The sequence below is a fragment of the Streptomyces sp. NPDC127092 genome (genome assembly GCF_042722475.1).
GTDB lineage: Bacteria > Actinomycetota > Actinomycetes > Streptomycetales > Streptomycetaceae > Streptomyces.
Map to the genome: position 1 here is coordinate 158793 of NZ_JBHXFE010000005.1, position 21331 is coordinate 180123.

15 protein-coding genes are annotated in these 21331 nt (G+C 71.1%); 7 read left to right on the top strand and 8 right to left on the bottom strand.

Features of this window, described 5'->3' with window-relative positions; genetic code table 11:
• Positions 1-113 precede the first annotated feature (113 nt).
• The gene (locus ACFWJO_RS06395) at positions 114-872 is read right to left on the bottom strand and encodes an alpha/beta hydrolase (RefSeq protein ID WP_386863668.1); all 759 of its coding nucleotides are present in this window, start codon (positions 870-872) and stop codon (positions 114-116) included.
• A 315-nt stretch (positions 873-1187) separates the two neighbouring features.
• Here ACFWJO_RS06395 and ACFWJO_RS06400 point away from each other — a divergent pair, with 315 nt between their 5' ends.
• The 3 genes from ACFWJO_RS06400 (at position 1188) to ACFWJO_RS06410 (ending at position 3717) form a co-directional block, all read left to right on the top strand.
• A complete protein-coding gene (locus tag ACFWJO_RS06400; RefSeq protein WP_386863669.1) occupies positions 1188-1574 on the top strand; it encodes a hypothetical protein in 387 nt (128 codons plus the stop codon).
• Between the two features lie 403 nt (positions 1575-1977).
• Positions 1978-2742 carry a hypothetical protein gene (locus ACFWJO_RS06405; protein ID WP_386863670.1) on the top strand — a complete coding sequence of 255 codons (765 nt, stop codon included), beginning with the start codon at positions 1978-1980 and terminating at the stop codon, positions 2740-2742.
• Positions 2743-2949: 207 nt separating this feature from the next.
• Positions 2950-3717: an esterase/lipase family protein gene (locus ACFWJO_RS06410; protein ID WP_386863671.1), complete on the top strand. Its 768-nt coding sequence runs from the start codon at positions 2950-2952 to the stop codon at positions 3715-3717.
• 33 nt (positions 3718-3750) lie between these two features.
• Here the strand turns inward: ACFWJO_RS06410 and ACFWJO_RS06415 are convergent, their stop codons facing one another.
• From ACFWJO_RS06415 to ACFWJO_RS06425, 3 genes are all read right to left on the bottom strand, one after another.
• Positions 3751-4659 carry a hypothetical protein gene (locus ACFWJO_RS06415; RefSeq protein ID WP_386863672.1) on the bottom strand — a complete coding sequence of 303 codons (909 nt, stop codon included), beginning with the start codon at positions 4657-4659 and terminating at the stop codon, positions 3751-3753.
• A gap of 520 nt (positions 4660-5179) precedes the next feature.
• Complete coding sequence (locus ACFWJO_RS06420) at positions 5180-8164, bottom strand: NACHT domain-containing protein (protein WP_386863673.1); 2985 nt, start codon at positions 8162-8164, stop codon at positions 5180-5182.
• Positions 8165-8419: 255 nt separating this feature from the next.
• Positions 8420-9004 (bottom strand): SMI1/KNR4 family protein, encoded by a 585-nt coding sequence (locus tag ACFWJO_RS06425; RefSeq protein ID WP_386863674.1) that lies wholly within the window; start codon positions 9002-9004, stop codon positions 8420-8422.
• Between the two features lie 292 nt (positions 9005-9296).
• Between ACFWJO_RS06425 and ACFWJO_RS06430 the strand changes: the two genes are divergently transcribed.
• From ACFWJO_RS06430 to ACFWJO_RS06440, 3 genes are all read left to right on the top strand, one after another.
• Positions 9297-10877 (top strand): right-handed parallel beta-helix repeat-containing protein, encoded by a 1581-nt coding sequence (locus ACFWJO_RS06430; protein WP_386863675.1) that lies wholly within the window; start codon positions 9297-9299, stop codon positions 10875-10877.
• Positions 10878-11171: 294 nt separating this feature from the next.
• Complete coding sequence (locus ACFWJO_RS06435; protein WP_386863676.1) at positions 11172-12050, top strand: hypothetical protein; 879 nt, start codon at positions 11172-11174, stop codon at positions 12048-12050.
• Between the two features lie 964 nt (positions 12051-13014).
• The gene (locus ACFWJO_RS06440; protein ID WP_386863677.1) at positions 13015-16155 is read left to right on the top strand and encodes a hypothetical protein; all 3141 of its coding nucleotides are present in this window, start codon (positions 13015-13017) and stop codon (positions 16153-16155) included.
• Between the two features lie 317 nt (positions 16156-16472).
• On the opposite strand, the gene ACFWJO_RS06445 is transcribed toward ACFWJO_RS06440, so the two are convergent.
• The 4 genes from ACFWJO_RS06445 to sigJ form a co-directional block, all read right to left on the bottom strand.
• On the bottom strand, positions 16473-17048 hold the full coding sequence (locus tag ACFWJO_RS06445; protein WP_386863678.1) for an RICIN domain-containing protein: 576 nt from the start codon (positions 17046-17048) through the stop codon (positions 16473-16475).
• Positions 17049-17597: 549 nt separating this feature from the next.
• Complete coding sequence (locus ACFWJO_RS06450; protein ID WP_386863679.1) at positions 17598-18422, bottom strand: ABC transporter permease; 825 nt, start codon at positions 18420-18422, stop codon at positions 17598-17600.
• Positions 18419-19396, bottom strand: a complete 978-nt coding sequence (locus ACFWJO_RS06455; RefSeq protein ID WP_386863680.1) for an ATP-binding cassette domain-containing protein — start codon at positions 19394-19396, stop codon at positions 18419-18421. The genes ACFWJO_RS06450 and ACFWJO_RS06455 overlap by 4 nt, the downstream gene beginning before the upstream one ends.
• Entirely contained in the window at positions 19393-20373 is a 981-nt protein-coding gene (gene sigJ, locus ACFWJO_RS06460; protein ID WP_386863681.1) for an RNA polymerase sigma factor SigJ, read from the bottom strand. Before sigJ ends, ACFWJO_RS06455 begins: the two co-directional genes overlap by 4 nt.
• Before the next feature lie 165 nt (positions 20374-20538).
• On the opposite strand from sigJ, the gene ACFWJO_RS06465 reads away from it, so the two are divergent.
• The gene (locus ACFWJO_RS06465; protein WP_386863682.1) at positions 20539-21171 is read left to right on the top strand and encodes an FMN-dependent NADH-azoreductase; all 633 of its coding nucleotides are present in this window, start codon (positions 20539-20541) and stop codon (positions 21169-21171) included.
• The last annotated feature ends 160 nt before the right edge of the window (positions 21172-21331 follow it).

The window sequence follows — 21331 nt, forward strand, 5'->3', positions numbered from 1 at the left end:
CCACCAGGCCGCCGACCCGGTCGGGTGCACCGCAGGAGGAGCCGGCGCCGCGAGGCTCGTGCGGGCCTCTCCGGGGCGCCGACGCCCAGCGCAGGGGTCAGGAGGCTCACGGCTCAGGGGACCGCTTGGCAGGCGCGGGGTATGCGGTGGGCGGCGTCGGCGAGGAGGCGGGCGGTCCGGATTCCGGCTTCTACGACGTGAGGGGTGTGGCTGGAACGGCAGCGGCAGGACTCGGGCTCGTACTCGGTCATGATCACGCCGGCGTGGTCGGCGTCGGGCTCGTCGAGCGAGGCGGGCCAGCCGCGGTGCTGCAGCGCCGTGTGGAAGCGCCGCGACTCCTGGACGGTCACGACAGGATCAGTGGTGCCGTGGATCAGCCGGACAGGGACGGCCGGCAGCGATTCCTCCGCCTCTGCCAGTTCGTCGATCGGCGTGCGGCCCGTCAGCGGTTGGGGTCGTGTGTACGCGCCCGCGATGCCCACGACGGCCCGGGGTCGCCAGCCGTCGAGCGCGCGCGGGTCCATGGCCGCGGCCGTCGCCGCGTTGGCTCCAAGGGACCAGCCGGCAAGTGCGATCCGTCCGGTGTCCCCGCCGAATGCGCCCGCGTTCTGCCGGACGAAGAGCGCGGATGCACGGAGGTGGGTCCGGCCGCCGTCGTCGGCGTCCGGCCGCCAGTCCGGAACGAAACACACCACGCCGAGGGAAGCGGCAGCCCGGGCGAGCGGTGCGAGGACGTCCCGCTCGTCCGCCCCCCTTCCGTGCCAGAGCAGCACGACGGGTGAAGCGGTGTGTGCTGCCGGCGCGGGCCGATACACGTCCAGACGCTGTCCACCCACTCCGTACGTGAGTCCGCCTGCCACAGCGACATCCATGGTCACTTCTCCCCGTTCCCCGTTTCCCGTTCCCCGTTCCGCGTTGCCGTTCCCCGTTCCGCATGACGTCCCTGCACACGGCTGGCATGCCTTGACCTTACCCAGAGGAGCTCTCCTGGCCGGCGGGGCCGTTTCGAGGGTATTCGAAAGGCTGGGAGCCGCCGACCGGCCTGGACAGACTGGACGCGTCGGCCGGGGCAACCGGACGGAAAGCCGATGCCGCCCGAACGCGCCGTCGCCCACGTGTCGTTGGCGGCGCACGGTCCGGCCGTCGTCGGACCTGGATGCGGGGGCATCCAGGCGGATGAAAGGTGTATGACCTTGTTACGTAGAAATTCGGCCCGGGCTGCGGTCGCCCTGGCGGCAGGCGTGCTGTCGATCGGCGGGCTCGCGAGCCCCGCGACGGCCCAGACGTCGGACGCCATCACGGCCCGGCCCACGGCCGTCAGCGCCGTCAGCGCCTCCAGTACCCCTGGTACCTCCAGCGCCCCTGGTACCTCCAGCGCCTCCAGCGCCTCGGCCGCCGACTACAACCTGGTGTACCACCGCACCTTCCACGGCTACACCCGGGAGATCGCGTGGTACCAGTGCAACAACGCGGGGCAGAACGGCGTCCGCAACCAGTACTGGTTCGTCTACGAGTGCAGGAGCGCCGGCGAGATCACCTACCACCTGTACGTGGCGTGGACGGGCAGCGCCTGACCTGAGCCGCCCGGCGGTGTGCCGGACAGCGCTGACGCCACGGATGCCATGCGACGAGGGGGACTTCGGCGGCGCGCCGGAGTCCTCCGACGATGCCCTTCTTCCTCCCGCCCGCGGATACGATCGCGAGGAAGAAGCGGGGGTATCGCAGTACTGCGGGGGCTGCATGTCGAAGAGCGCGACCGTTCCGATCGGGCGGCTGGAGCACGTGCATCTGTCGGTCAGCCGGCATCCCGGAACGACACTGTTCTCCGTCCTCACGGGTGTCTTCGGTGACCGGCCCCAGGGCATGCCGGAGGCATGGCGCCGGGGCGTCCGGGAGACGGCTCGGCCTGGCGACGCCGCCCTGTTGCGGCCTCTACTCACTTCGGGTGCCCCGTGGTTCCCCGACAGCCTCGCGCTCGTGCGAGGGGTTCACGACGCCGGGCCCGCGGCGAGCACGACGGCGGTCGAGGACGAGCTGGACGCCCTCGACGCCGATGTGCTTCAGCAGGAGATCGCCCAGCGGTTCGGCGACGCCGTCCCCGAACCCTGGCGGAAGATCTCCGACCGTCCCCGCAGCTTCGTCGACGCCTACCGACGGCTGGCGAACTCGGTCTGGTCCGGCTTCTCCCCGTTATGGCGGCGGGCGGACGGACTGTTCCTCCGCGAAGCGGAACGCGTCGGAGTCGCCGCCGTGACGGGAGGTCTCGACGCGATGCTCAACACCCTGGGCGCCGCCGTCCATTACGCCGACGGCCTGCTGGAGCTTCCCCACGCCTGTCCCTCGCACCACGTGGGCCCCGGCCGACGCCGTCTGGTCCTGGCACCGCTCGCCTCGGGGTTCTCGGCCTGTGCGTACAGCGCCGAGGCCCCGGACCTCATCTGGATCGGCTACCCGCTGCCCGGACTGGGGAGGCTGACCGAGTGCGCGGAGGCGGAGCGCCGTACGGCCTCCGACACATTGGGCCTGGTCCTCGGCCCGGTCCGCGCAGCGATCCTCCGCGACGCCCACCGACAGCCGTCGGTGTCGGAGACCGCCCAGCACGCACACGTCACGGTCAGCACGGCCACGTACCACTGCGGCCAGCTCGTGCGCGCGGGCCTGCTGCGGCGCGCGCGCCGCGGCCGCGAGGTCCGGCTCCAGCTCACCGACAAGGGCGCCGCGCTGCTGGATCTGCTGTCCTGACGAACGCATGCCCGCCTCACGGCGCCCGCCGCCGCAGCACACCCCTGGGACCTTCCCGTTGGCGAGGCCTGGGACCCGGCCGCACTGTCGTCGGAGTCCGTCCTACCGTCGGGCTGTCACGTTTCTGCGGTGAAACACCGCCACCGGTCGGGTGAGGCTGCACGCCGGGACCTGCCGCTTCTGTCACCGGCGCGCTACAAAGCGCGGATGATCAGGATTCTGTCGCGGAGCCTGTTGCTCCTCCTCGCACTCGCGCCCGCACTTCCCGCCGGCACCGCCACCGCCGCGTCTGCCGCCGCCACCGCCGCGTCTGCCGCCACCGCTGCTGCGCCCGTCGCCGTCACAGCCGGCGCCGTGTCCGGGTCCGCGGCCGACGGCCGGCACCGGGCCGCGGGCCCCGACCCCATCGTCTTCGTCCACGGCTGGAACTCCGACGGTGCCACGTGGCGGACCATGGCCGACCGCTTCCAGGCCGACGGATGGCCCGCCGACCACCTCGATCGGTGGACGTACGACGCCACGCAGTCCAACACCACCACCGCCGCACGGCTCGCAGAGGAGATCGACCGGGTCCTGCACCGCACCGGCGCGACCAAGGTCGACCTCGTCACCCATTCCATGGGCGCCCTGTCCTCCCGCTACTACCTCAGGAACCTCGAGGGCGCGGCCAAGGTCGACGCATGGGTTTCCCTGGCGGGACCCAACCACGGGACGGACGCCGCGCGTTGGTGCGGAGGCGCTCCGTGTGTGGAGATGCGACCGGGATCCGAGTTCCTGAACTCGCTCAACGCCGGTGACGAGACTCCCGGTTCCGCCCGTTACGCCACCTGGCGCTCACCGTGCGACATGATCATCAGCCCCAGCGAGAGCGTGGCACTCTCCGGTGCCGTCAACACCGTCACCGCCTGCCTGGGCCACAGTGACCTGCACGGCGACCAGACGGTCTACGAGCAGGTCAAGACGCACATCGGCTAGGCGCGGAGCGCCCGGTGAAGCGTCGGGCGGAGTTCAGTTCACCGGCATGCCGATGCCCGGCAGCCACAGGCGGCCGTGGTCGTTGACCGTCAGCTCCCAGGCGACCAGCTCGTCCGGACAGACCGAACCACGGCCGCGGACGTCGGCGACCAGGAGCCGTGCCGCGGACCTCGCCGCCGAGGGGTCCTCGTCGGCGAACACGGCTCGCCACCAGCCGCCGTCGCGCTCCTGCCAGCCCCGCTCGCGCATGACCTCCTCCAGGCCCGGCTCCTCGGCCGTGGTCCGGTGATCCACCATCAGCGACAACTGCCCCCGGTCCTGGCTGTAACCGACCCGCAGGTGCCGCGGCCAGTCCCGCGAGCACCCGACGACGAAGGACGCCCAGTCGCCCGGCAGTTGCACCGGCAGCTGTTCCATCCACGAGTCCAGGAGCAGTTCGAGCGAGGCCTCGAGGTGCTCCCATGAGGCGGCCGTGTGGTGGCCGTCCCAGCGGAAGGCCGGCCAGCTGCGCTCAGGCCCCCGGTGCAGCAGCCAGAGGTAGGGCAGCGCGTCGAAGCCGTGCGGCTCGTCCCGCCGCCAGCCGACCGAACCGGACTCCACGGTGGCGTACTCCCGTCCGTGCAGGTCCGACGCCGTGTGCACCGATAGCGTGGCGCCCTGCGGGCTGCCCGCAAGCAGCACCACGTGCTGCCCGGTGTGCCAGCGCACGCTCGGGCCGGCGGCTGAACCTCCGTACAAAGTCGGCTCGCCGAGCTCGGCGGCCACCGCGTCGTACACCGGCCGCAACGCCTCACGCCGGGTCACGCGGCCGGCCCCGGGCGGGTACGGGGCGACGAGCACGGGCGGCGCGCCCAGGTGAGCGTCCGGGCAGTCGTGCAAGTCACGCGCGTGGGCGGCAGCACCTGCGGGACCGGGAAGGAAAGGGGACGTGCCGATAGCCATGGCGCCATCGTGCCAGGTGGCCTGCACCGTCCGGCGCTCGGCCTGGCGGGGGCGACAGGTGGAGTTCACCGACCCGGAAGTCGCTGATGAGATCGCTCGCGCCACGGCTCCGCACACGTGTGCTCCTCGCCGCGTGACCGCCACCCTGCGCCGACACCGTCAGTGACGGCCTGCCAGCTCAGCTGCGGAAAGTGATCCGGAACCCACGTATCTACGCGAGAACCGGGTACGACGCTTCCGTGATGACCGTGACCGGGCCCCGCTGCATCCTCATGAAGCCTCTTTCCCCCCCATTCGGTACCCCGGCAGTTCAGCGCCGTGCAGAACGCGCGCCGGTCGGTCACCTCGGGCCTGGCGGTCGGCAGGCGGAGGTGACGTCCGACCACAGGTCAGCGAGCCTGTGAGTGGGGAGGTCCATCGAGCAGGTCGGGGTCACCCCCGAGCAGGGGGTGGACGACTTCAGCAAGCGTCGTCAACCGCCTCGGCCGACACTCGCCCTACGATCGAACGGCGCGGTTCCCTAGGGAGTGAGGTGCTGGACCTGGTCCCGGGAGTCGACCAGTTCGATGCGTTCCACGCCGGGAAAGACCGCGGTGATCTCGCCCGTCGTCGCCGTGCCGTCGTGCACGAGGCGGACCGTCCTCACCGTGTCCAGGACGAGGCCGTCCGGGCATGAGGGAAGGTCCATCCGGTCGAGCGCGAGGACGCGCACGCTGGGGAGCGTGGCGAGTGAGCGCCATGCGCCGGCGTCGGCGACGGGCGCGCGCCACAGGTTGAGCGAGGTCAGTTCGCGGAACCGGGCGAGGGTTTCGAGACCGTCCTCGGGCCAGACGGGCGGCAGTTCCAGGTGTTCGACCGGGGCGCGTGCGGGCAGGTCGGCGGTGGACCAGCGGGCGTCGGGGTCCAGACCGAGGACGAGGGACGTCAGCCGGGTCAGCGAGGTGAGTGCCGACAGGTCCGGTCGGCTGCCGCCGCGCCGCATGCGGAGCTGGACGGGGTCGCAGGCGCCGAGGAGCTCGGCGAGGGACGGGTCGGAGACCCCTTCGGCGATCTCCAGCAGGGCGGGCCGGAGGCCGATCCGGAGCAGTTCACCGGCGTGCTCGTCGTTGGCGACGAAGTAGCGGAGCCGGCTCGGGTCGAGCCGCGCGACCACCTCTTCGGCGTACGCCCGGCTCTCGAAGCGGTGCCACGACCAGATCAGCTGGGACCGGACGCTGAGGGACGGATGCCCGGCGAACCGGGCGAGGTAGGGGATCGCCGCGTCGGTCCGGATGTGGCTGGCGGCCGTCACCATCATCAGCGCCTCCTCGTCGCCGAGGCCCTCCGGACCGGACAGCAGGTCGAGGGCGAGGCGGCCCACCTCGCCCAGAACCCTCGCCTCCTGCTGCGTCCGGGGCGGAAAGACCGCCGAGGCGCGGTCCAGGACCGCCTGCCGCACGTGCGGAGCCACCTCTGTCACCTGGTCGAGGGCGGAGACGGCGAGCACCAGGATGCGCTGCTGGCCTCGACGGTCCTCGACGCGGTCGGCGGCCTTCATGAGCTCGTCCAGGAGCTCGGCGCACTCGCGGGGACGCGCATGGCCCAGCGCCATGCGGATGACGTCCTCCCACTGGTCGTCCTCCGCGTGGGCGGCGAGGACACCGATGTCCCACTGCTCGACCAACGCCTTGGCGGCCAGGTAGTCCTGGAAGGTGCGGTGGACGAAGTCGACCGTGTCGGCGGTCGGCTCGCGCAGCAGACCGCTGCGCTGGAGGAGATGGGTGAAGACCGCCCCAGGGTCGTACGCCGAGGCCTCCTGGACGGCGGGCACGGCGGAGCGGACGAGCGACTCGGCGTGACGGCGGTCCATCTGGGTGCGCCCGTTGAGGGCCAGCCAGTACGCGAGCCGCTGGACGAGCTGGATCTGCGGGGCCTCGCCCAGTTCGACGCCCGTCGGGCTGCCCATGTCCCGTTCGCGGTCGCGGCGGCTGAGCAGCATGGACAGGGCAGCCTCGTACAGCGCCTTGCGGCCGCGCGGCAGGAAGCCGCGGCGGTCCCGGTGGAGGGCACAGATGAGGCCGCACATCAGGGGATTGGTGGCGAGCCGGGCGACGTCCTCGGTGGTACGAAGGGCGTCGAGCAGCGGCTGCTCGTACGGTGCGGCGGCCGGGCCGGCGGCCTGGTGCCAGCGGCGTACGAAGGTGGTCACCTCGGTGCGCGTCATGGGGGACAGGGTGAGCTCGGTGAAACCGTCCGCGGCCAGCCACGCGTCGCCCACCGCGCTGGGCCGCGAGGTCACGAGCCAGCGGTTGCCGTCCCCGTACGCGGCGAGCAGGTCGCGCAGCCACTGGCGGGCCCGGCCGCGTTCGGCCTCCGGAATCTCGTCGATGCCGTCCACCAGGACCAGGCCGCGGCCGGAGGTGAGGACCCGGTCGACCCAGCCGTCGGGCGCGGTGAGGGGACAGCCGGAGGCGGAGAGGAACTGCGCGGCGGCGGGCAGCCGCTCACCGTGCCGGGTGAGGGCTCGCAGGGGCAGGACGAAGGGGACGCGGCCGTGGAGGTAGGCCATGCCCTCGGCCTGGTGTCCGGTCGCCGCGGACACGGTCAGCCACTGGACGAGGGTCGTCTTGCCGGAACCGGCGAGGCCTCGCAGCAGGATCCGGTCGTGCCGGGCGAGAGCGAGGTCGGCGCGTACGGCACTGCTTTCAGGAGGCGTGGGGTAGGCGAAGCCGTCCAGGGACGGCCCTTGCCCGGTGGCGTCGCCGGTCCGGAACCACTCCTCGCCGTCCTGGAAGGATCCGTCCACCGATCCCGGCGCCGTCGCCTCCAGCGACAGATACGCCGTGTCGAGCGGCCACTGGTCCGGCGAGTGGTGCAGGTCGATGCCGTAGATGACGAGCCGGCCGTGCTTCTTCGCCAGGTGCGCGAGGTAGCGGCGCTCGAAGTCGGCGTCCCGCACGTCGGGGTGGGGAAGGCGGGCGAGGAGGACGTCGGCCTTGGCGTGGAGCGCCGACTGGCCGCGGGACTGCTCCACGAGGGTACGGGGGACGAAGGCGGAGCGCTGGGTGAAGAACTCCAGGATGTGACGGCACGCCCAGACGGTGACCGCGTCCAGGAAGTGCAGCGACGCGGTGGCCAGGCCGTCGGGGCACGGCGCGGCAGCGCGCAGGCGCGCAGCCAGGGCCTCGTGGCCGAGCGCCACGGCCTGGACGTCGTCCATGTCGAGGTCGCCGAGGGCGAGGAGGGTGGCCGCCAGGGCGTCGGTGACGGCCTCGGACTCGTCGGCGGGGAACGGCTGCTCGCCCGGCCCCGCGGCCGCCCGCTCCACCAGGGTCGCGGCGAGGCGGCGGACGTCCTTCTCGGTCAGGGTGCGCTTCTCGCCGCGGAACGAGACGAGTGAGGACAGGCGTACGCGTCGGGCCTGGCCGGGAAGGCCGGCGCCCGGCCCGTCGGCGGCGAACAGCTTCCGCAGCAGCGGGCCGAGCGCGCCCGACGCGAGGCGGGTGCCGATGACTGCCGGATCCATGGGTGCCTTCCCGCTCTTTCCTGTGCGTCCTCAAAGGCGTCAGCGTAGTGCCCGACGCTGTTTTCGCAGGCGGTGGTTGCGTATCCAGGTGCGTTCCTACGCGATGTCAGGATCTGGGCGTGCCTGATTACTTGGGCGCCCATGGGCCCGTGGGCCCGTGGGCCCGTGGGCCCGTGGGCCCGTGGGCCCGGGGGCCCCGTGGGGCCGGGGGCCGCGTGGGCCGGCCCGGCCACCTTGGAAGGCCGGGGGCACGGCTCAAGCGTCCGCGAACCACGGGCGGCCCTCGGCCCAGTGCGTCACCCACCCGGTGAAACCGGGAGTGCCGGGCATCAGGGCGTCGGGAGAGTGGGTGCCGAACGGTATCGCGCCCTCGCCGGCGATCTGCCAGACCTGGCCGCGCTGCGGGCCGCTGACGACGAGGTGCCAGTACATGCCGCAGCCGTCGGTGCCCAGCAGCAGCGAACCGTGGTCGAACACGGCGTTCGTCCGGGCGGCGAACTCCTCCTCCGACAGTTCGGTCTCGTCGTCCTCCCAGAGCCACGCCTCCGTGAGGGGGAACGGCTCGGCGAGCAGACGTTCGGGGCGGCTCGCGCCCCAGTCCGGAGGCGTCTGCGCGAGGGGCAGCAGGCCGTAGTCGGGCGGTCCGGCGCGCAGTCCGTCGCTGATCTCGGCCGCGAACGTGCGGTACGGCTCGGGGAGTACGACGGCGTGCTCCGCCTCGAAGGACCGCACCGCCTCCCAGCCGGCCGGCGGTGCTGCCTCGGGGTACGACGCGATGACCTCGCGGAGGGTCGCCAACTCCACCGGGTCACAGGTTTCCGTGTTCATGCGGTTCATCATGCAAGATCCTGGGCGCGCTCTCGCCGGGACCGAACCCGCTCCGCTGATCTGCCCGTCCCCGGCGGGGTCTTCCGCGGCCGGGTCTTCCGCGGCGACGCGAGCAGCGCGCTGGTCCGGTCGCGTCCGCGCCCACCCGCGCCGCCCACCCGCGCCGCCGACCCGCACCGCCGACCCGCGCCGCGCCCTCCCGCACCGCCGACCCGCACCGCCCGCCCGCACCGCTGACCCGCCGCGCGCTCGCACAGGCTCTGACGTACGCTCCTCCGGTACGTCGACGACGGGGGAGTGGCTGATGGAACGCCGTACGGTGATGCGGGGCATGGGCGCGTTCGTGGCGGCATGGGGCGGCGGGGCGGTGCTGGGGGCCACGCCCGCGGCGGCCGCCGGCCGAGGTGTCGTCGTCGACGTCACCGCTCACGGTGCCAAGGGCGACGGTGCCACCGACGACACGGCCGCCTTCCAGGCCGCCCTCGCCGCGGTCAGGGACGTACCCGGCGGGGCCACGCTGCTGGTCCCGCCCGGCACGTACCCGATCGGCACGAGCCTCGTCCTCGGTGCGGGCACCACCGTCTCCGCGTACGGCGCCCGGATCGTCCGCATCAAGGACAGCGGTGCCCTGCTGAAGAACTTCGACTCCGTGACACCCGTCTACGGCTACGAGGGCGCCGGCGACATCGCCGTCCTCGGCGGCACCTGGGACATGCGAGGGGCGCTGTTCAGCAAGCAGAGCGACGCCATCGGCTTCGCCCACTGCTCCGGCGTCCTGGTGAAGGACTGCACCTTCCTCGACACCCCCTCCGCGCACGCCATCGAACTCAACGCGGTCCGCGACGCGGCCGTCGTCGACTGTGTCTTCGACGGCCACCACCCCGGTGACGGGGCAAGCCTCACCACCAAGGAAGCCATCCAGATCACCTGCGCCACCGAGGGCAACCTCCCGGCACCCGGCTACGACGCCACCCCGTGCGAGGACATCCTCATCACCGGCTGCACGCTGCGCGCCGGTACCACCACCGGGCCCTTCGGCGCCCTGTGCGGGGACCACTGGGGCGCCAAGGGTGTCCACCACCGGCGCATCCGGGTCATCGCCAACACGGTCGAGCGGAGCGGTGCCTTCGGCATCCGCGCCGCCGACTGGCAGGACTCGGTCATCGCCGACAACACCCTCACCGGCATCGCCCTGCACGGCATCTACCTCAATTCGCCCCAGGGCAACGCCCTCAGCGGCATCACCGTCTCCGGGAACACCGTGCGCGGAGTGGAGGGCAGCGGCGGCATCTCCGTGACCGTACCCACGGGCGGCGCCCGCCACCGCGACCTGGCCGTCGTCGGCAACACCGTCGAGTCCGTGAAGGGCGAGGCCGGCATCTACGCCACCCAGACCGACGGCCTCACCATCGCCCGCAACACCGTCAGCGCCACCCTACGGCTCACCGCCACCGGCAACAGCCAGGGCATCCACGTCCAGAACTCGCCGAACGCGCTGGTCACCGGCAACAGCGTGTCGAACATCCAGGGCGACGGCATCGGCGTCGACAGCGGCGCCACCGGCACGCTCGTCGCCGACAACACCGTCACCACCACCACCGGGTACGGCATCAGCGCGGGTGTCAACGGAGCCACCCTGCGCGGCAACCGCATCACCGGCGCCACCACCTACGCCGTACGCGTCGGCGGCAACGCGACCGGCACCTTCGTCCAGTCCACGACCGTCGACCAGGTCGTCGGCGGCACCTCGGGCGCGGCGATCGGCGTGATGGCGGGTTCCACCGGCACCTGGCTCGTCGGCAACGACCTCACCGCACGCGGCACCGGCACCCCGGCGATCGCCGACAACGGCACCGGCACCACCCTCGTCCAGAACCTGACCTGACGGGAAGAGTCCACTCGGCTCCCGTTCGCTCCCCTTCGCTCCCGTTCGCTCCCCTTCGCTCCCCTTCGCTCCGCTCCGGGCGTTCAGCGTCGGTCTCGCGTCCACGTCAGGCGGCCGTCGCACGGCGGCGCGCGCCGCCGCCGGCGCATGGATCCGCAGGACCGTCCACTCCATGGAGCGTGACCACACGTCCGGCCCCACCATGACGGCACGCCTTTGGCCACTGATCACCGGAGCCGGCGAAGCCGCCGAAAACGGCTGGCCGACAGCGTAATGCCCGATCATCCTGACCCCATGGGAGACAGAGCCAACGTCGTCGTGGTCCGCGAGAACGGGACACATGAGCTGTACCGGACCGGCTGGGCGGTCGGAATCGACCTCGACCTGCTGGAAGGGCCGAGCGCGGTTCTCGCCATGCTTCCCGGACTCCGCCAGGACGGCTGGTGGTTGGACGAGACCATGGCCCAGGGCGGGATACTGCTCGACCTCGGCCGGAAGGTGCTCCTGTTCTTCGCCTGGGAAGGGCCGAGTACTGAGCTCCGCCACCGCGCGGCCATGTTCGAGCTCATCGCGGCCGCGTGGCCGGGCTGGGAGGTCCGCTGGCTGTACGACGGCTCCGCCGAACTGCGTGAGTACGTCGGGCTGGACCCCGAGTACGTCCGCTGCCGCGATTCGGCCCCGTCCTTGGCCCTGCTCCTCGGTCCCGACGACGAGGACCTGGCCGGGCCCGACCCGGGCGGTGTGGTGATCACGGTCAGCACCGGCCGCTGCCACGTCGCCTCTGACGCCTTCGACCACCCCGTCAGCGAGGGCGCCGCCCTGCTCGACCGCCTGGCAGCCGCCCCCGGGCACGGAGTCTGCCGCCTGCACGTCAACTCCGGCATCCACCTCGACCCGGAACACCGCCATCTGAGCTGGTGGTCCCTCTACTCCTCGCCACAGGCTTACCAGGTACCCGAGTTGTGGCCGGGCTGGACGGTGGAGTTCTGGCAGGACGACTGGGAGAAGCACGTCAGAGCCAGCGACCGCTTCTCTCCGGCGGCGTTCGACGCCGGAGAGGAAGCCAGAGCCGCGATACTCGCCGAGGCCGGGGAGCGCAGGGCTGCCCGGGCCCGCAACCGCGACCAGGCCACCCGTCTACGGACCGCACCGGCCCGCTCCCAGGCGGGATGACCGTAACCGGCCTGTGCACGGACGACCGACGACTACACGCAGTCAGACCAGTGAATACGTCGTCCTCGCTCAGACCATTGAGTTCGGGCACTGAAGCCGGCACCTACCTCAGGGAGGCGCCTGGGAGGAGCGCACGCGATGCCTGCCTGGGCCATTCTTTCGATGCTTTTCGAAAGGCTGGGACCCGTCGGCCGGTCCGGACGAAACTGGTTGCGCTGACCGGGCCTGCTGGTCGGAGAGCCGGTATGGCATCGGAAGTGCCCTGCGCGTGGCGTCCGAAGTGCCCCTGGGTGCGGCGTCCTTGGCCGACTGTACCGGCCGTTGGGAGGACCCGGATGCAGGGGCAGCCGGGCGGCAGAAAGGTCTGTTCCTTGTCACACAGGAATGCGGTCCGGGCGGCGTTCGCCAGGGCGCCAGGCCTCCTGCCGTCCTCCCATCCCGCCCCCCACTTCTCGCGCGCGGGTACGATCACGGCGACTACGGGGCACGGGGTACGGGGTACGACGGGGGATCTGCATGTCGAAGGCGACCGTTCCGATCGGGCGGCTGGAGCACGAACATCTGCCGGGCTGCAGGCTGCCGGGCAGCACGCTGTTCTCCGGTCTCACGGGTGCGTTCGATGACCGCGCCCAGGAAGCGCCGGAGGCTCCAAGCGTGGGCGACCCGTTGCTCCCCGACAGCCTCGTACTGACGCGAGGCATTCACGAAGCCGGGCCGGCGGCGAGCGCGACGGAGGCCGAGGCCGACCCCTGCCGGTCCTGGCACCACTTGCGTCGGGTTCACCGCCGAGCTGGGGAGTCTGACGGATTGCGCGGACGCGGAGCCCGGTACGCCTGACGAGCGAGCCTGTGCAGGGCCTCGCCCTGCCCCCGGACCGTGGCGGGTTCCGCAGAAAGGCCGTTGTTCCTCTGCGATCGAGGGCCGCTCAGTACCGGGGCGACAACGTCCCGTACGCCTGCGTCCCGTGGAGCAAGGACCCCGACCGCGGGCCGAGGCAACTTCTCGGCGGCTTCCCGCCGGCGACAGCCGGAAGGCCGCTGGCACTTCTGTTGTGGTCTGCCGCAGGACCGGCGAGACGCGAGACGCGAGACGCGGAGTCGTCCCCGTAGACGTGTGTCGCCTCACCAGTCGTCGACTCCTCAGCTTCACGCCGTCCGCTCAAGTCCTGTGCTGTGCGCAGGTCGACCACTCCCCATGGCTCACCCGAAGTCTTCCCGTTCGCGGGACGTGCACCATCACCTCATCGGAGAAGGAAGGCACCATGCTCAGACAGAGGCTACGGTCGACGCTCACAGCGCTGACCGTCATGCTGGCGGCCGGCGGGCTCGTGGCCACGACGCCACCAGCCGCGCAGGCCGACGATCTGCCCCTGCCCCTGCCGGTCGTCTGCGGCCCGAGTCCCTGGCGGGTCGAAGGGCACTACGAGGACTTCAAGGAGGCCGAGGGGCCTTGGCGGGTGGCGCCAGGAGGCAACCTCCAGATAACCGTCACGAAATCCGACACCCTCGAGGTCGGCGCCCAGCTCACCGTCGGCATGGATGCGGATTACTTCGTCGGCAAGATCAACACCGAGCTCAGCATCAGCGCCAAGTCGTCGTGGACCAGCTCGGTGGGTCTGCAGACCAACATCACGTCCCCTCCCCATGAGATCACCTACGTCTACTTCGGGATCTTCACCGAACGCGTCTACATGACGCGCACCTGGTCCCCGGCGGGGTGCAACGATGGTCTCGAGCTCCTGGTGGGTCACGAATCCGCCCTCTGGCTACAGCTTCCGAAGAGCGAGGGATTCAAGACCGTCACCCAGCCCATCGGCCGGGGCGGGGGATCGTCCCCCGGTCGCACGGACTCGCCCGCCCCGCCGCAGCCCCAGCCCGTGACGTCGGTTCACGGCCTGGCCGACGGCACACTTCTGCACACCACGGACACCCAGCGCATCTACAAGATGGTCGGTGGCGCGCCGGTCTGGCAGGCCACCTGCGACAGCGGAATCTGTGATTCCACGCCTCGGCCCACGTACCAGTCCGTCATCGACGCGGGACCGAAGACACCCCGCAACGGCTCGTCGGCGATCGACCAGCGGGGACGCGTGTACATCTACGTGGGCGGTGCGCCCCTGCACCAGTCGCACTGCAACTCCCCGGTCAACTGCGGCCGGCCCCCGAAGATCTCGGACTGGTCGATCGACGCCCGTGACCACATGAACCAGGTCCCCGCCGACGGGAGCCTCGTCCAGGGCTGGAACGGCGGCAACGCGACCCCCGTCGCGCAGACCGTCGGCGGCGCGAGGATCAACTTCGCCAGCCCGCAGGAGGTCATCGACACGGGCCACGGCACGGACTGGGCGTCCAAGGTCGTCATCGTGTCGGACCACGCGTTCAACTCCATCAGCACCGTCCCGGTGGACGGCACGCTCGTCCAGGGCACGGGTGGCGGCTCTTCGACGCCGGTGGCCATGTTCGTGGCCGGCTCGCGCATCAACTTCGCTTCCCCTGAGGAAGTCGTCGAGACGGGATACGGCACGAACTGGCGTGAGAAGGTGCGCGCGATCCCGAGTCGGGCCTTCAACGAGTTCCACGCTGACATCCCGCCGGACGGCTCGCTCATCCAGGGCATCGCGAACGGCGTACCGACCCCGGTGGCGATGATGTTCGGCGGCGCGCGCGTCAACTTCGCCTCGCCGCAGGAGGTCATCGACGCGGGCTTCGGCACTGACTGGGCGTCGAAGGTCCGGACCGTGCCGACGCGCGCCTTCAACATGATCCGGCCCGACGTGCCCGACGACGGCATCCTGATCCAGGGCACCGGCGGAACCACGCCGGTCGCCGCGGTGATCGGCGGCGCGCGGGTCGACTTCGCCTCGCCGCAGGAGGTCATCGACGCGGGCTTCGGCACCGACTGGGCATCCAAGGTCCGTGCGCTGCCCGCCCGGGCGTTCAGCCTCATCCCGGACCGCATCGCGGACGGCACACGGATAAGGAAGGCAGGCAGCACGTCGCAGGCCGGCATCGTCGGGCGGGCGAAGGTGCCGTTCGCCTCGATGGACGAGTTGACCGCCTGTGGCTTCGGGGACAAGCCGACGTGGACCGTCCCTGCCAGGGTGTGGGACGCGCTCACGACAGAAATCGCGGACGGTACGCGTATCGCCAAGAGCGGGTCCTCCTCCGAGGCGGCGGTCGTCGGCGGGGCCCGCGTCGACTTCCACTCGGAGGCCGAACGCAACGACGCCGGCTACGACACCAAGGCTCGCCAGGTCGTCCCCGCCCGGGTGTGGGACGCGATGACGACGCGGATCGCGGACGGTACGCGTATCGCCAAGAGCGGCTGGTCGTCGGAGGCGGCGGTGGTCGGCGGTGCGCGCGTCGACTTCCACTCGGAGGCCGAACGCAACGACGCAGGCTACGACACCAAGGCTCGCCAGGTCGTCCCCGTCCGCGTGTGGGACGCGATGACCACCAGAATCGCCGACGGTACGAGGATCGCCAAGAGCGGGGCGACGTCGGAGGCGGCGGTGGTCGGTGGAGCGCGCGTTGACTTCCACACGATGGACGAACTTCTGGCTGCCGGCTATGGAGCCAAGCCCCGGCAGGTCGTCCCTGTTCGGGTGTGGGAGGGGATGACGACGCGGATCGCGGATGGTACGCGTATCGCCAAGAGTGGGTCGACGTCGGAGGCGGCGGTGGTCGGTGGAGCGCGCGTCGACTTCCACACGATGGACGAACTTCTGGCTGCCGGCTACGGAGTCAAGCCCCGGCAGGTCGTCCCCGTCCGCGTGTGGGACGGGATGACCACCAGGATCGCCGACGGTACGCGTATCAAGGATGCGGGTTCGTCGGGCCAGGCAGCGATCGTGGGTGGGGCGAAGGTCGCCTTCCACAGCATGGACGAGTTGACGGCCAGCGGGTACGCGAACGTCCCCATGCAGGTTGTGCCGAACCGTGTCTGGCAGTCGCTGTCCACTCAGATCGGCGACGGAACCCGGCTGAAGTCTCCCGATTCCCCGGCCGTCTGGCTGGTCGCGGAAGGACGCCGGACCCCGACCGACACGGCCACTGGCGTGTGGACCGTCCCGCAACGCGTGATCGACGCCATTCCTCTCGCCTGACCGCGGTGCGGTGACACCGCACCCCGTAAGGGAGGCCGCCCGGCACGCTTCCGGGCGGCCTCTCGCCGCCGACGAGGCTTTGGCGCCCGTGGATTCAGCCGGCCGACGCGTGGCGCCCCGTCAGCCGTCGTGAGGGCCCCTCGACCTGTCGTGCCTTGCACAGCGAGCCCGCCACGCCCGGCAGGCTGCTGCCACGGCCGTCAGGCCCGCCGGCGCTTCCCCACCCCGCGCGGGGCGGCCGACCATCACCCGCGCCTGCACCTGCACCCGCACCCGCAGCTCGAGAAGACCCAGCCACCAGACAACCCAGGTCATTGTCATTGCCAGGGCTTGAACAACCACTTCGGGGAGCTCTCGGTGCAGGCCTGGTAGACGACGGGGGTGCCGTTACGGTGTTTCCCGCTCGGCACACCGACGCAGTGCTCGCTGCCGATCTCGAAGCGGTCCCCGTGTCCGGTCAGGCCCCACTCTGTGCTCAGATTCTGGTCTGAGCAGTCCGCCTGCACGATGTCGACGCCCGGATCGAAGCGGTCCCCCGCCAAAGCGAGGCACTTGTCGCTGTGCTGGGCCCGGAGTTTGACGAAGAGGACGTGGTCGGTCTGCTCGCCGGCCGGACGGTCCTCCAACTGCCCGACAGGGGTGTCACCGATGTCCGTGACTCGCCATCGCTGGTCGGTGATTCCCAGGCAGTCCCACAGGACCACGTCCGCGCCGGAGCGCTGGGAGGATCCCGGGACGGCCAGGCATCTGCCGTCCGGGCTGCGGATCTCGTAGTACTGCACGGCAGCGTGAGCTGGGCCCGCACCCAGGACACCCAGGGCCAGGGACTGCGCGGCGAGGAGCCCGAATGCTGCGGCCACGCGGGCCGCGGAATGCCGGGGCATGCCCGTCATCGGTCCTCCTTCGGCCATATGGGCTACCTACGCAAACGAAGCTAGTCGCCCTCCACGAGCCACTTGGGCTTAGATACGTCCATTCGGGTGATGGTGCCCGGGTTCACCGCGAGCTCGCGAGTGCGCACGCGGTGCCGCGTGCCGAGTTGAGTTGCCGGCCGGCACCGCAAGCTCACCAGGCGGTTTCTGAGCGGTCTCGCAGCGCATGTCGCCGCCCCGTCCCAAACCCGTCAGCGGCTGCGCGGGACTCCTGGAAGAGATCTACGTTGACAACGCTTCACGTTGCCATCGCCTCACCAGCGACACCGTCGACGCGGTGCGCGCCGCCCTCGCTCCCCGCGCGCCCGTCCGTGTGGCCAGACCTCTCCTCCGACACCGCCGCTGTCCCCGACGCTCCGCCGACGGAGGGTCTCGTCGAAGGCGTCTGGCAGGACACGGACGGCGAGATCCACAGCGGCGTCGCTGGCGAAGACGAGTTCCTGGAGCTGGCTGCCCGGATCGCCTTTTCCCATGCTGCAGCGGTTCTCCCCATGTATGGGCCGCACGTCTTCATCGTCCTTTGCGCGTGTAGGCGCGCAGTGACAGAGGGATGAAGATCACCAGCAGCGTGGCCGACCACAGCAGGACCGCAGTCACCGGATGCGCGAGGGGCCAGGCTGCGGTCGCGGACGGGGCGCCCGGGTTGCCGAACAGCTGCCGCAAGGCGGCGGTGAGCGCGCTCACCGGGTTCCAGTCGGCCAGGAACCGCAGCCAGCCCGGCATGCCGTCGGTCGGGACGAAAGCGTTCGACAGCATCGTGAACGGCAGGCCCAGTGGCACCATCGCGTCGGCAGTCTGTTCGTTCTTCACCGCCAGGCCCACATAGACGCCCGCCCAGCTCAGCGCGTACCGCAGCACGATCACCAGCAGGAACGCCTGGGCGGTGTGGGTCAGACCGCGGTGCGGCTGCCAGCCCACCAGCAGGCCCGTGCCCACCATCACGGTCAGCATCAGCAGGCCGGTCAGCAGATCGGCGCCGGTCTGCCCGAACGGCACCGCCCAGCGCGCCATCGGCATGGAGCGGAACCGGTCCATCACACCGCGGGCGGCGTCGGAGGCCATGCGTGTCATGACCCCCAGCCACGCGGAGAAGGTCACCATCGCGAACAGGCCGGGCATGAGGTACTCGCGGTAGTCGCCGCCGTCCGGCACCTGGATCGCGCTGCCGAAGACGTATCCGAACAACACGACCATGACGGCGGGGAACACCAGCGCCGCGACGAGCTCGCCGGGAGCATGTCGCAGTCGCCCCAGCTCGCGGCCGACGAGGACCAGCCCGTCGGTGAACGTCCACTGCACTCGGCGGCGCAGCGGCGGGGCCGGATCGGTCGTCATGCCGGCTCCTTCTGCTGGTCGGTGAGGCGCAGGAACACCTCGTCGAGGGTGGGGCGGCGCAGCCGCACGTCGGCCGCGGCGATCCCGGCGCGGTCGAGCTCGCGCACGATGTCGGCGAGCCGGAGGCCGCCGCCCGGCAGTGCGACGCTGAGCCGATCCGTGCCGGTCATCGTGGGAGTGGTGCCGGCCAGGGCGGTCAGTGCGGTCACTGCCGAACGCAGGTCAACCGGGTCTTCGAGTTCGACGTCGAGGTGGTTGCCGATGGTGGCCTTCAGCTCGTCGGGGGTGCCCGTGGCGATCACACGTCCGTGGTCGACGATGGCGATGCCGTCGGCCAACTGGTCGGCCTCCTCCAGGTACTGCGTGGTGAGTAACACCGTCGTGCCGTCCGTCACCAGCTCGCGGACGCTGCCCCAGATCTCGCCGCGGCTCCGGGGGTCCAGACCGGTGGTGGGCTCGTCCAGGAAGAGCACCTCGGGGCGCAGGATGAGGCTGGTGATCAGGTCCAGGCGGCGGCGCATCCCGCCGGAGTAGCCGGCGACCTGGCGGTCGGCGGCATCCATCAGGCCGAAGCGTTCGAGCAGCTCGTCGGCGCGGCGGTGCGCCTGGCCCCGGGACAGGTGGGAGAGACGCCCGAACATGCGCAGGTTGGTGCGGCCGGTGAGATTCTCGTCCACGGCGGCGTACTGGCCGGCGAGTCCGATCCTGGCGCGCACCTTCGCAGCCTCACGCACGACGTCGTAACCGGCGATGCGGGCGTGCCCGGCGTCGGGATCGGACAAGGTCGCCAGGATGCGCACCGCGCTCGTCTTTCCTGCACCGTTCGGCCCCAGCAGGCCGAAGACCGTTCCTCTCGGCACGTTCAGGTGCAGACCCCGCAGTGCGCGGGTGTCGCCGAAGGATTTGTGCAGCCCTTCGGCGACCACGATCTGATCAGGCACGACCCCTCCACCGGATACCGTGTACGCGGTCATGACCGACTCTGGCCGGCACGGACCCGGACGACAGGCTCAGCTCCTGCCGTCCAGCCACGGAGCTTCTCGGGGTTACGGATCACCCAGAGGCACTTGACCTTCCGGTCGACGACCTCGAACGCGAACACCGTCACGATGACGCCGTCCTGCTCCGCCACCACGCCGGGCTGGCCGTTGACCGTACGTTCCAGGAACGCCATGTTGCCGGGCCTGCGGCGGGCGATCTCGACCAGGGCGCGCGCGACCTGCTCGCCGCCTTCGATGGGGTCCAGGAAGGTGACGGCGAGGCCGCCCCCGTCGCCGATCGCCGTGGCGTCGGGATCGAGAAGGCCGATGAGGGCGTCGATGTCCTTCGCTTCCCATGCCTGCTTGAAGTCTCTGACGATGCCGGCGCGCTCGGCCGACGAGGGCGCGGAGGCCTGTGCGGCCCGGACGCGGCGGCGGGCCGATGAAGCCAGCTGGCGGCATGCCGCCGGCGTGCGGCCGACGATCTCGGCCACTTCTGCGAAGGGGTAGCGGAAGACGTCGTGCAGGATGAACGCGACGCGTTCGGCAGGAGTCATCGATTCGAGCACGACCAGAAAGGCAAGGTTCACCGACTCGTCCAGGGTGACCCGGTCAGCCGGGTCGACGGCCTCGCCGCCCGGTCGCCCGCTGATCCACTCCGTCGGTTCGGGCAGCGGTTCGGGCAGCCAATGCCCCACGTAGGTCTCGCGCCGGGCCCGTGCCGAACTGAGCACATTGAGGCAGATGCGGCTGGTGACCGTGGTCAGCCAGGCACCGGGGGACTCGATGGTGTCCTGCTGCTGCCGAGACATGGCGTACCACCGGGTGTAGGTCTCCTGCACGGCGTCCTCGGCGTCGGCGAGGGAGCCCAGCAACCGGTAGGCGAGATTGATCAGATGGCGCCGCTCGCTCATGATCGCGTCGAGTCCTGGATCCGGCCGGCGCAGTTCTTGCACGGATGGTGTGGTCATCGTGACGGCTCCTCGGTCGTGTCTGCCTACGCCTCACCGACAAGACAGCGTGCCGAAATGTGAGGCCGCCGCGTCACCTGACATTCCACCGCGCCGTGTTGTCGAACGGTCGAGACGAACTCGCCCGCCCGTCGCGTTGTCGGCGGCAGCACGCAAGGAGAGACCGTGAGCCTGTTCCGGCTTGACGCCAGCATCCTTCCCGGCACCTCGGCCAGCGCCGAACTGGCCGACATCGTGGAAGCGCAGTGGACCGCGGCCCACCCGGACAAGCCGGTGGTACGCCGCCATCTGGGCACCGATCCGCTGCCCGCCGACGCCTGGGCACAGGCCCACGCCGGGGCCTTGACGCCTGACGCCGACCGCACTCCCGCCCAGCGCGACGCCCGCCTGCTGGCCGAGTCACTCGTCGCGGAGCTGGAGATCGCCGAGGCGGTGGTGCTGGCCGTGCCGCTGTACAACTTCGGTGTCTCCCAGCACTTCAAGACCTGGGTCGACCTGGTCATCGCCGGGGCACCCCTCGGCAGTCCGGTACTCAAGGACAAGCCGACCGTCCTGATCACCGTGCGAGGAGGCGGCTACGGCCCCGGCACCACCCGCGACGGCTGGGACCATTCCACTCCTTACCTCAAGCGCATCCTCGCCGACGTGTGGCAGGCCGACCTGACCGTCATCGAACGCGAGCTCACTCTCGCCGCCACCGCCCCCGGCATGGAACACCTCCAAGACCTCGCCGCCGACCTCCACACCGAGGCGATGGCCGCGGCGCGCGACGCCGGCCGTCAAACCGCGGCCGGGTGACGCCGCTTTCTCCGGTGCGCCTCACGGTCGTCTCGACCCGTCGCCCTGCGATCGTTGAGGCACCTGGCTGACAGACAGGGGCCGTGTTCCGGCGGGTGCCTGGGCGATGGCCTGCCGGCTGCTGGCTCGTGCGCGCACCTGCCGTACGCGGAGTCCGGCA

Excerpts from the sequence above, each read along its gene's own strand:
- sigJ (WP_386863681.1), bottom strand. The coding sequence starts at position 20,373 with ATGACCACACCATCCGTGCAAGAACTGCGCCGGCCGGATCCAGGACTC.
- ACFWJO_RS06395 (WP_386863668.1), bottom strand. The coding sequence starts at position 872 with ATGGATGTCGCTGTGGCAGGCGGACTCACGTACGGAGTGGGTGGACAG.
- ACFWJO_RS06445 (WP_386863678.1), bottom strand. The coding sequence starts at position 17,048 with ATGACGGGCATGCCCCGGCATTCCGCGGCCCGCGTGGCCGCAGCATTC.
- ACFWJO_RS06450 (WP_386863679.1), bottom strand. The coding sequence starts at position 18,422 with ATGACGACCGATCCGGCCCCGCCGCTGCGCCGCCGAGTGCAGTGGACG.
- ACFWJO_RS06425 (WP_386863674.1), bottom strand. The coding sequence starts at position 9,004 with ATGATGAACCGCATGAACACGGAAACCTGTGACCCGGTGGAGTTGGCG.
- ACFWJO_RS06430 (WP_386863675.1), top strand. The coding sequence starts at position 9,297 with ATGGAACGCCGTACGGTGATGCGGGGCATGGGCGCGTTCGTGGCGGCA.
- ACFWJO_RS06455 (WP_386863680.1), bottom strand. The coding sequence starts at position 19,396 with ATGACCGCGTACACGGTATCCGGTGGAGGGGTCGTGCCTGATCAGATC.
- ACFWJO_RS06400 (WP_386863669.1), top strand. The coding sequence starts at position 1,188 with ATGACCTTGTTACGTAGAAATTCGGCCCGGGCTGCGGTCGCCCTGGCG.
- ACFWJO_RS06410 (WP_386863671.1), top strand. The coding sequence starts at position 2,950 with ATGATCAGGATTCTGTCGCGGAGCCTGTTGCTCCTCCTCGCACTCGCG.
- ACFWJO_RS06420 (WP_386863673.1), bottom strand. The coding sequence starts at position 8,164 with ATGGATCCGGCAGTCATCGGCACCCGCCTCGCGTCGGGCGCGCTCGGC.
- ACFWJO_RS06435 (WP_386863676.1), top strand. The coding sequence starts at position 11,172 with ATGGGAGACAGAGCCAACGTCGTCGTGGTCCGCGAGAACGGGACACAT.
- ACFWJO_RS06415 (WP_386863672.1), bottom strand. The coding sequence starts at position 4,659 with ATGGCTATCGGCACGTCCCCTTTCCTTCCCGGTCCCGCAGGTGCTGCC.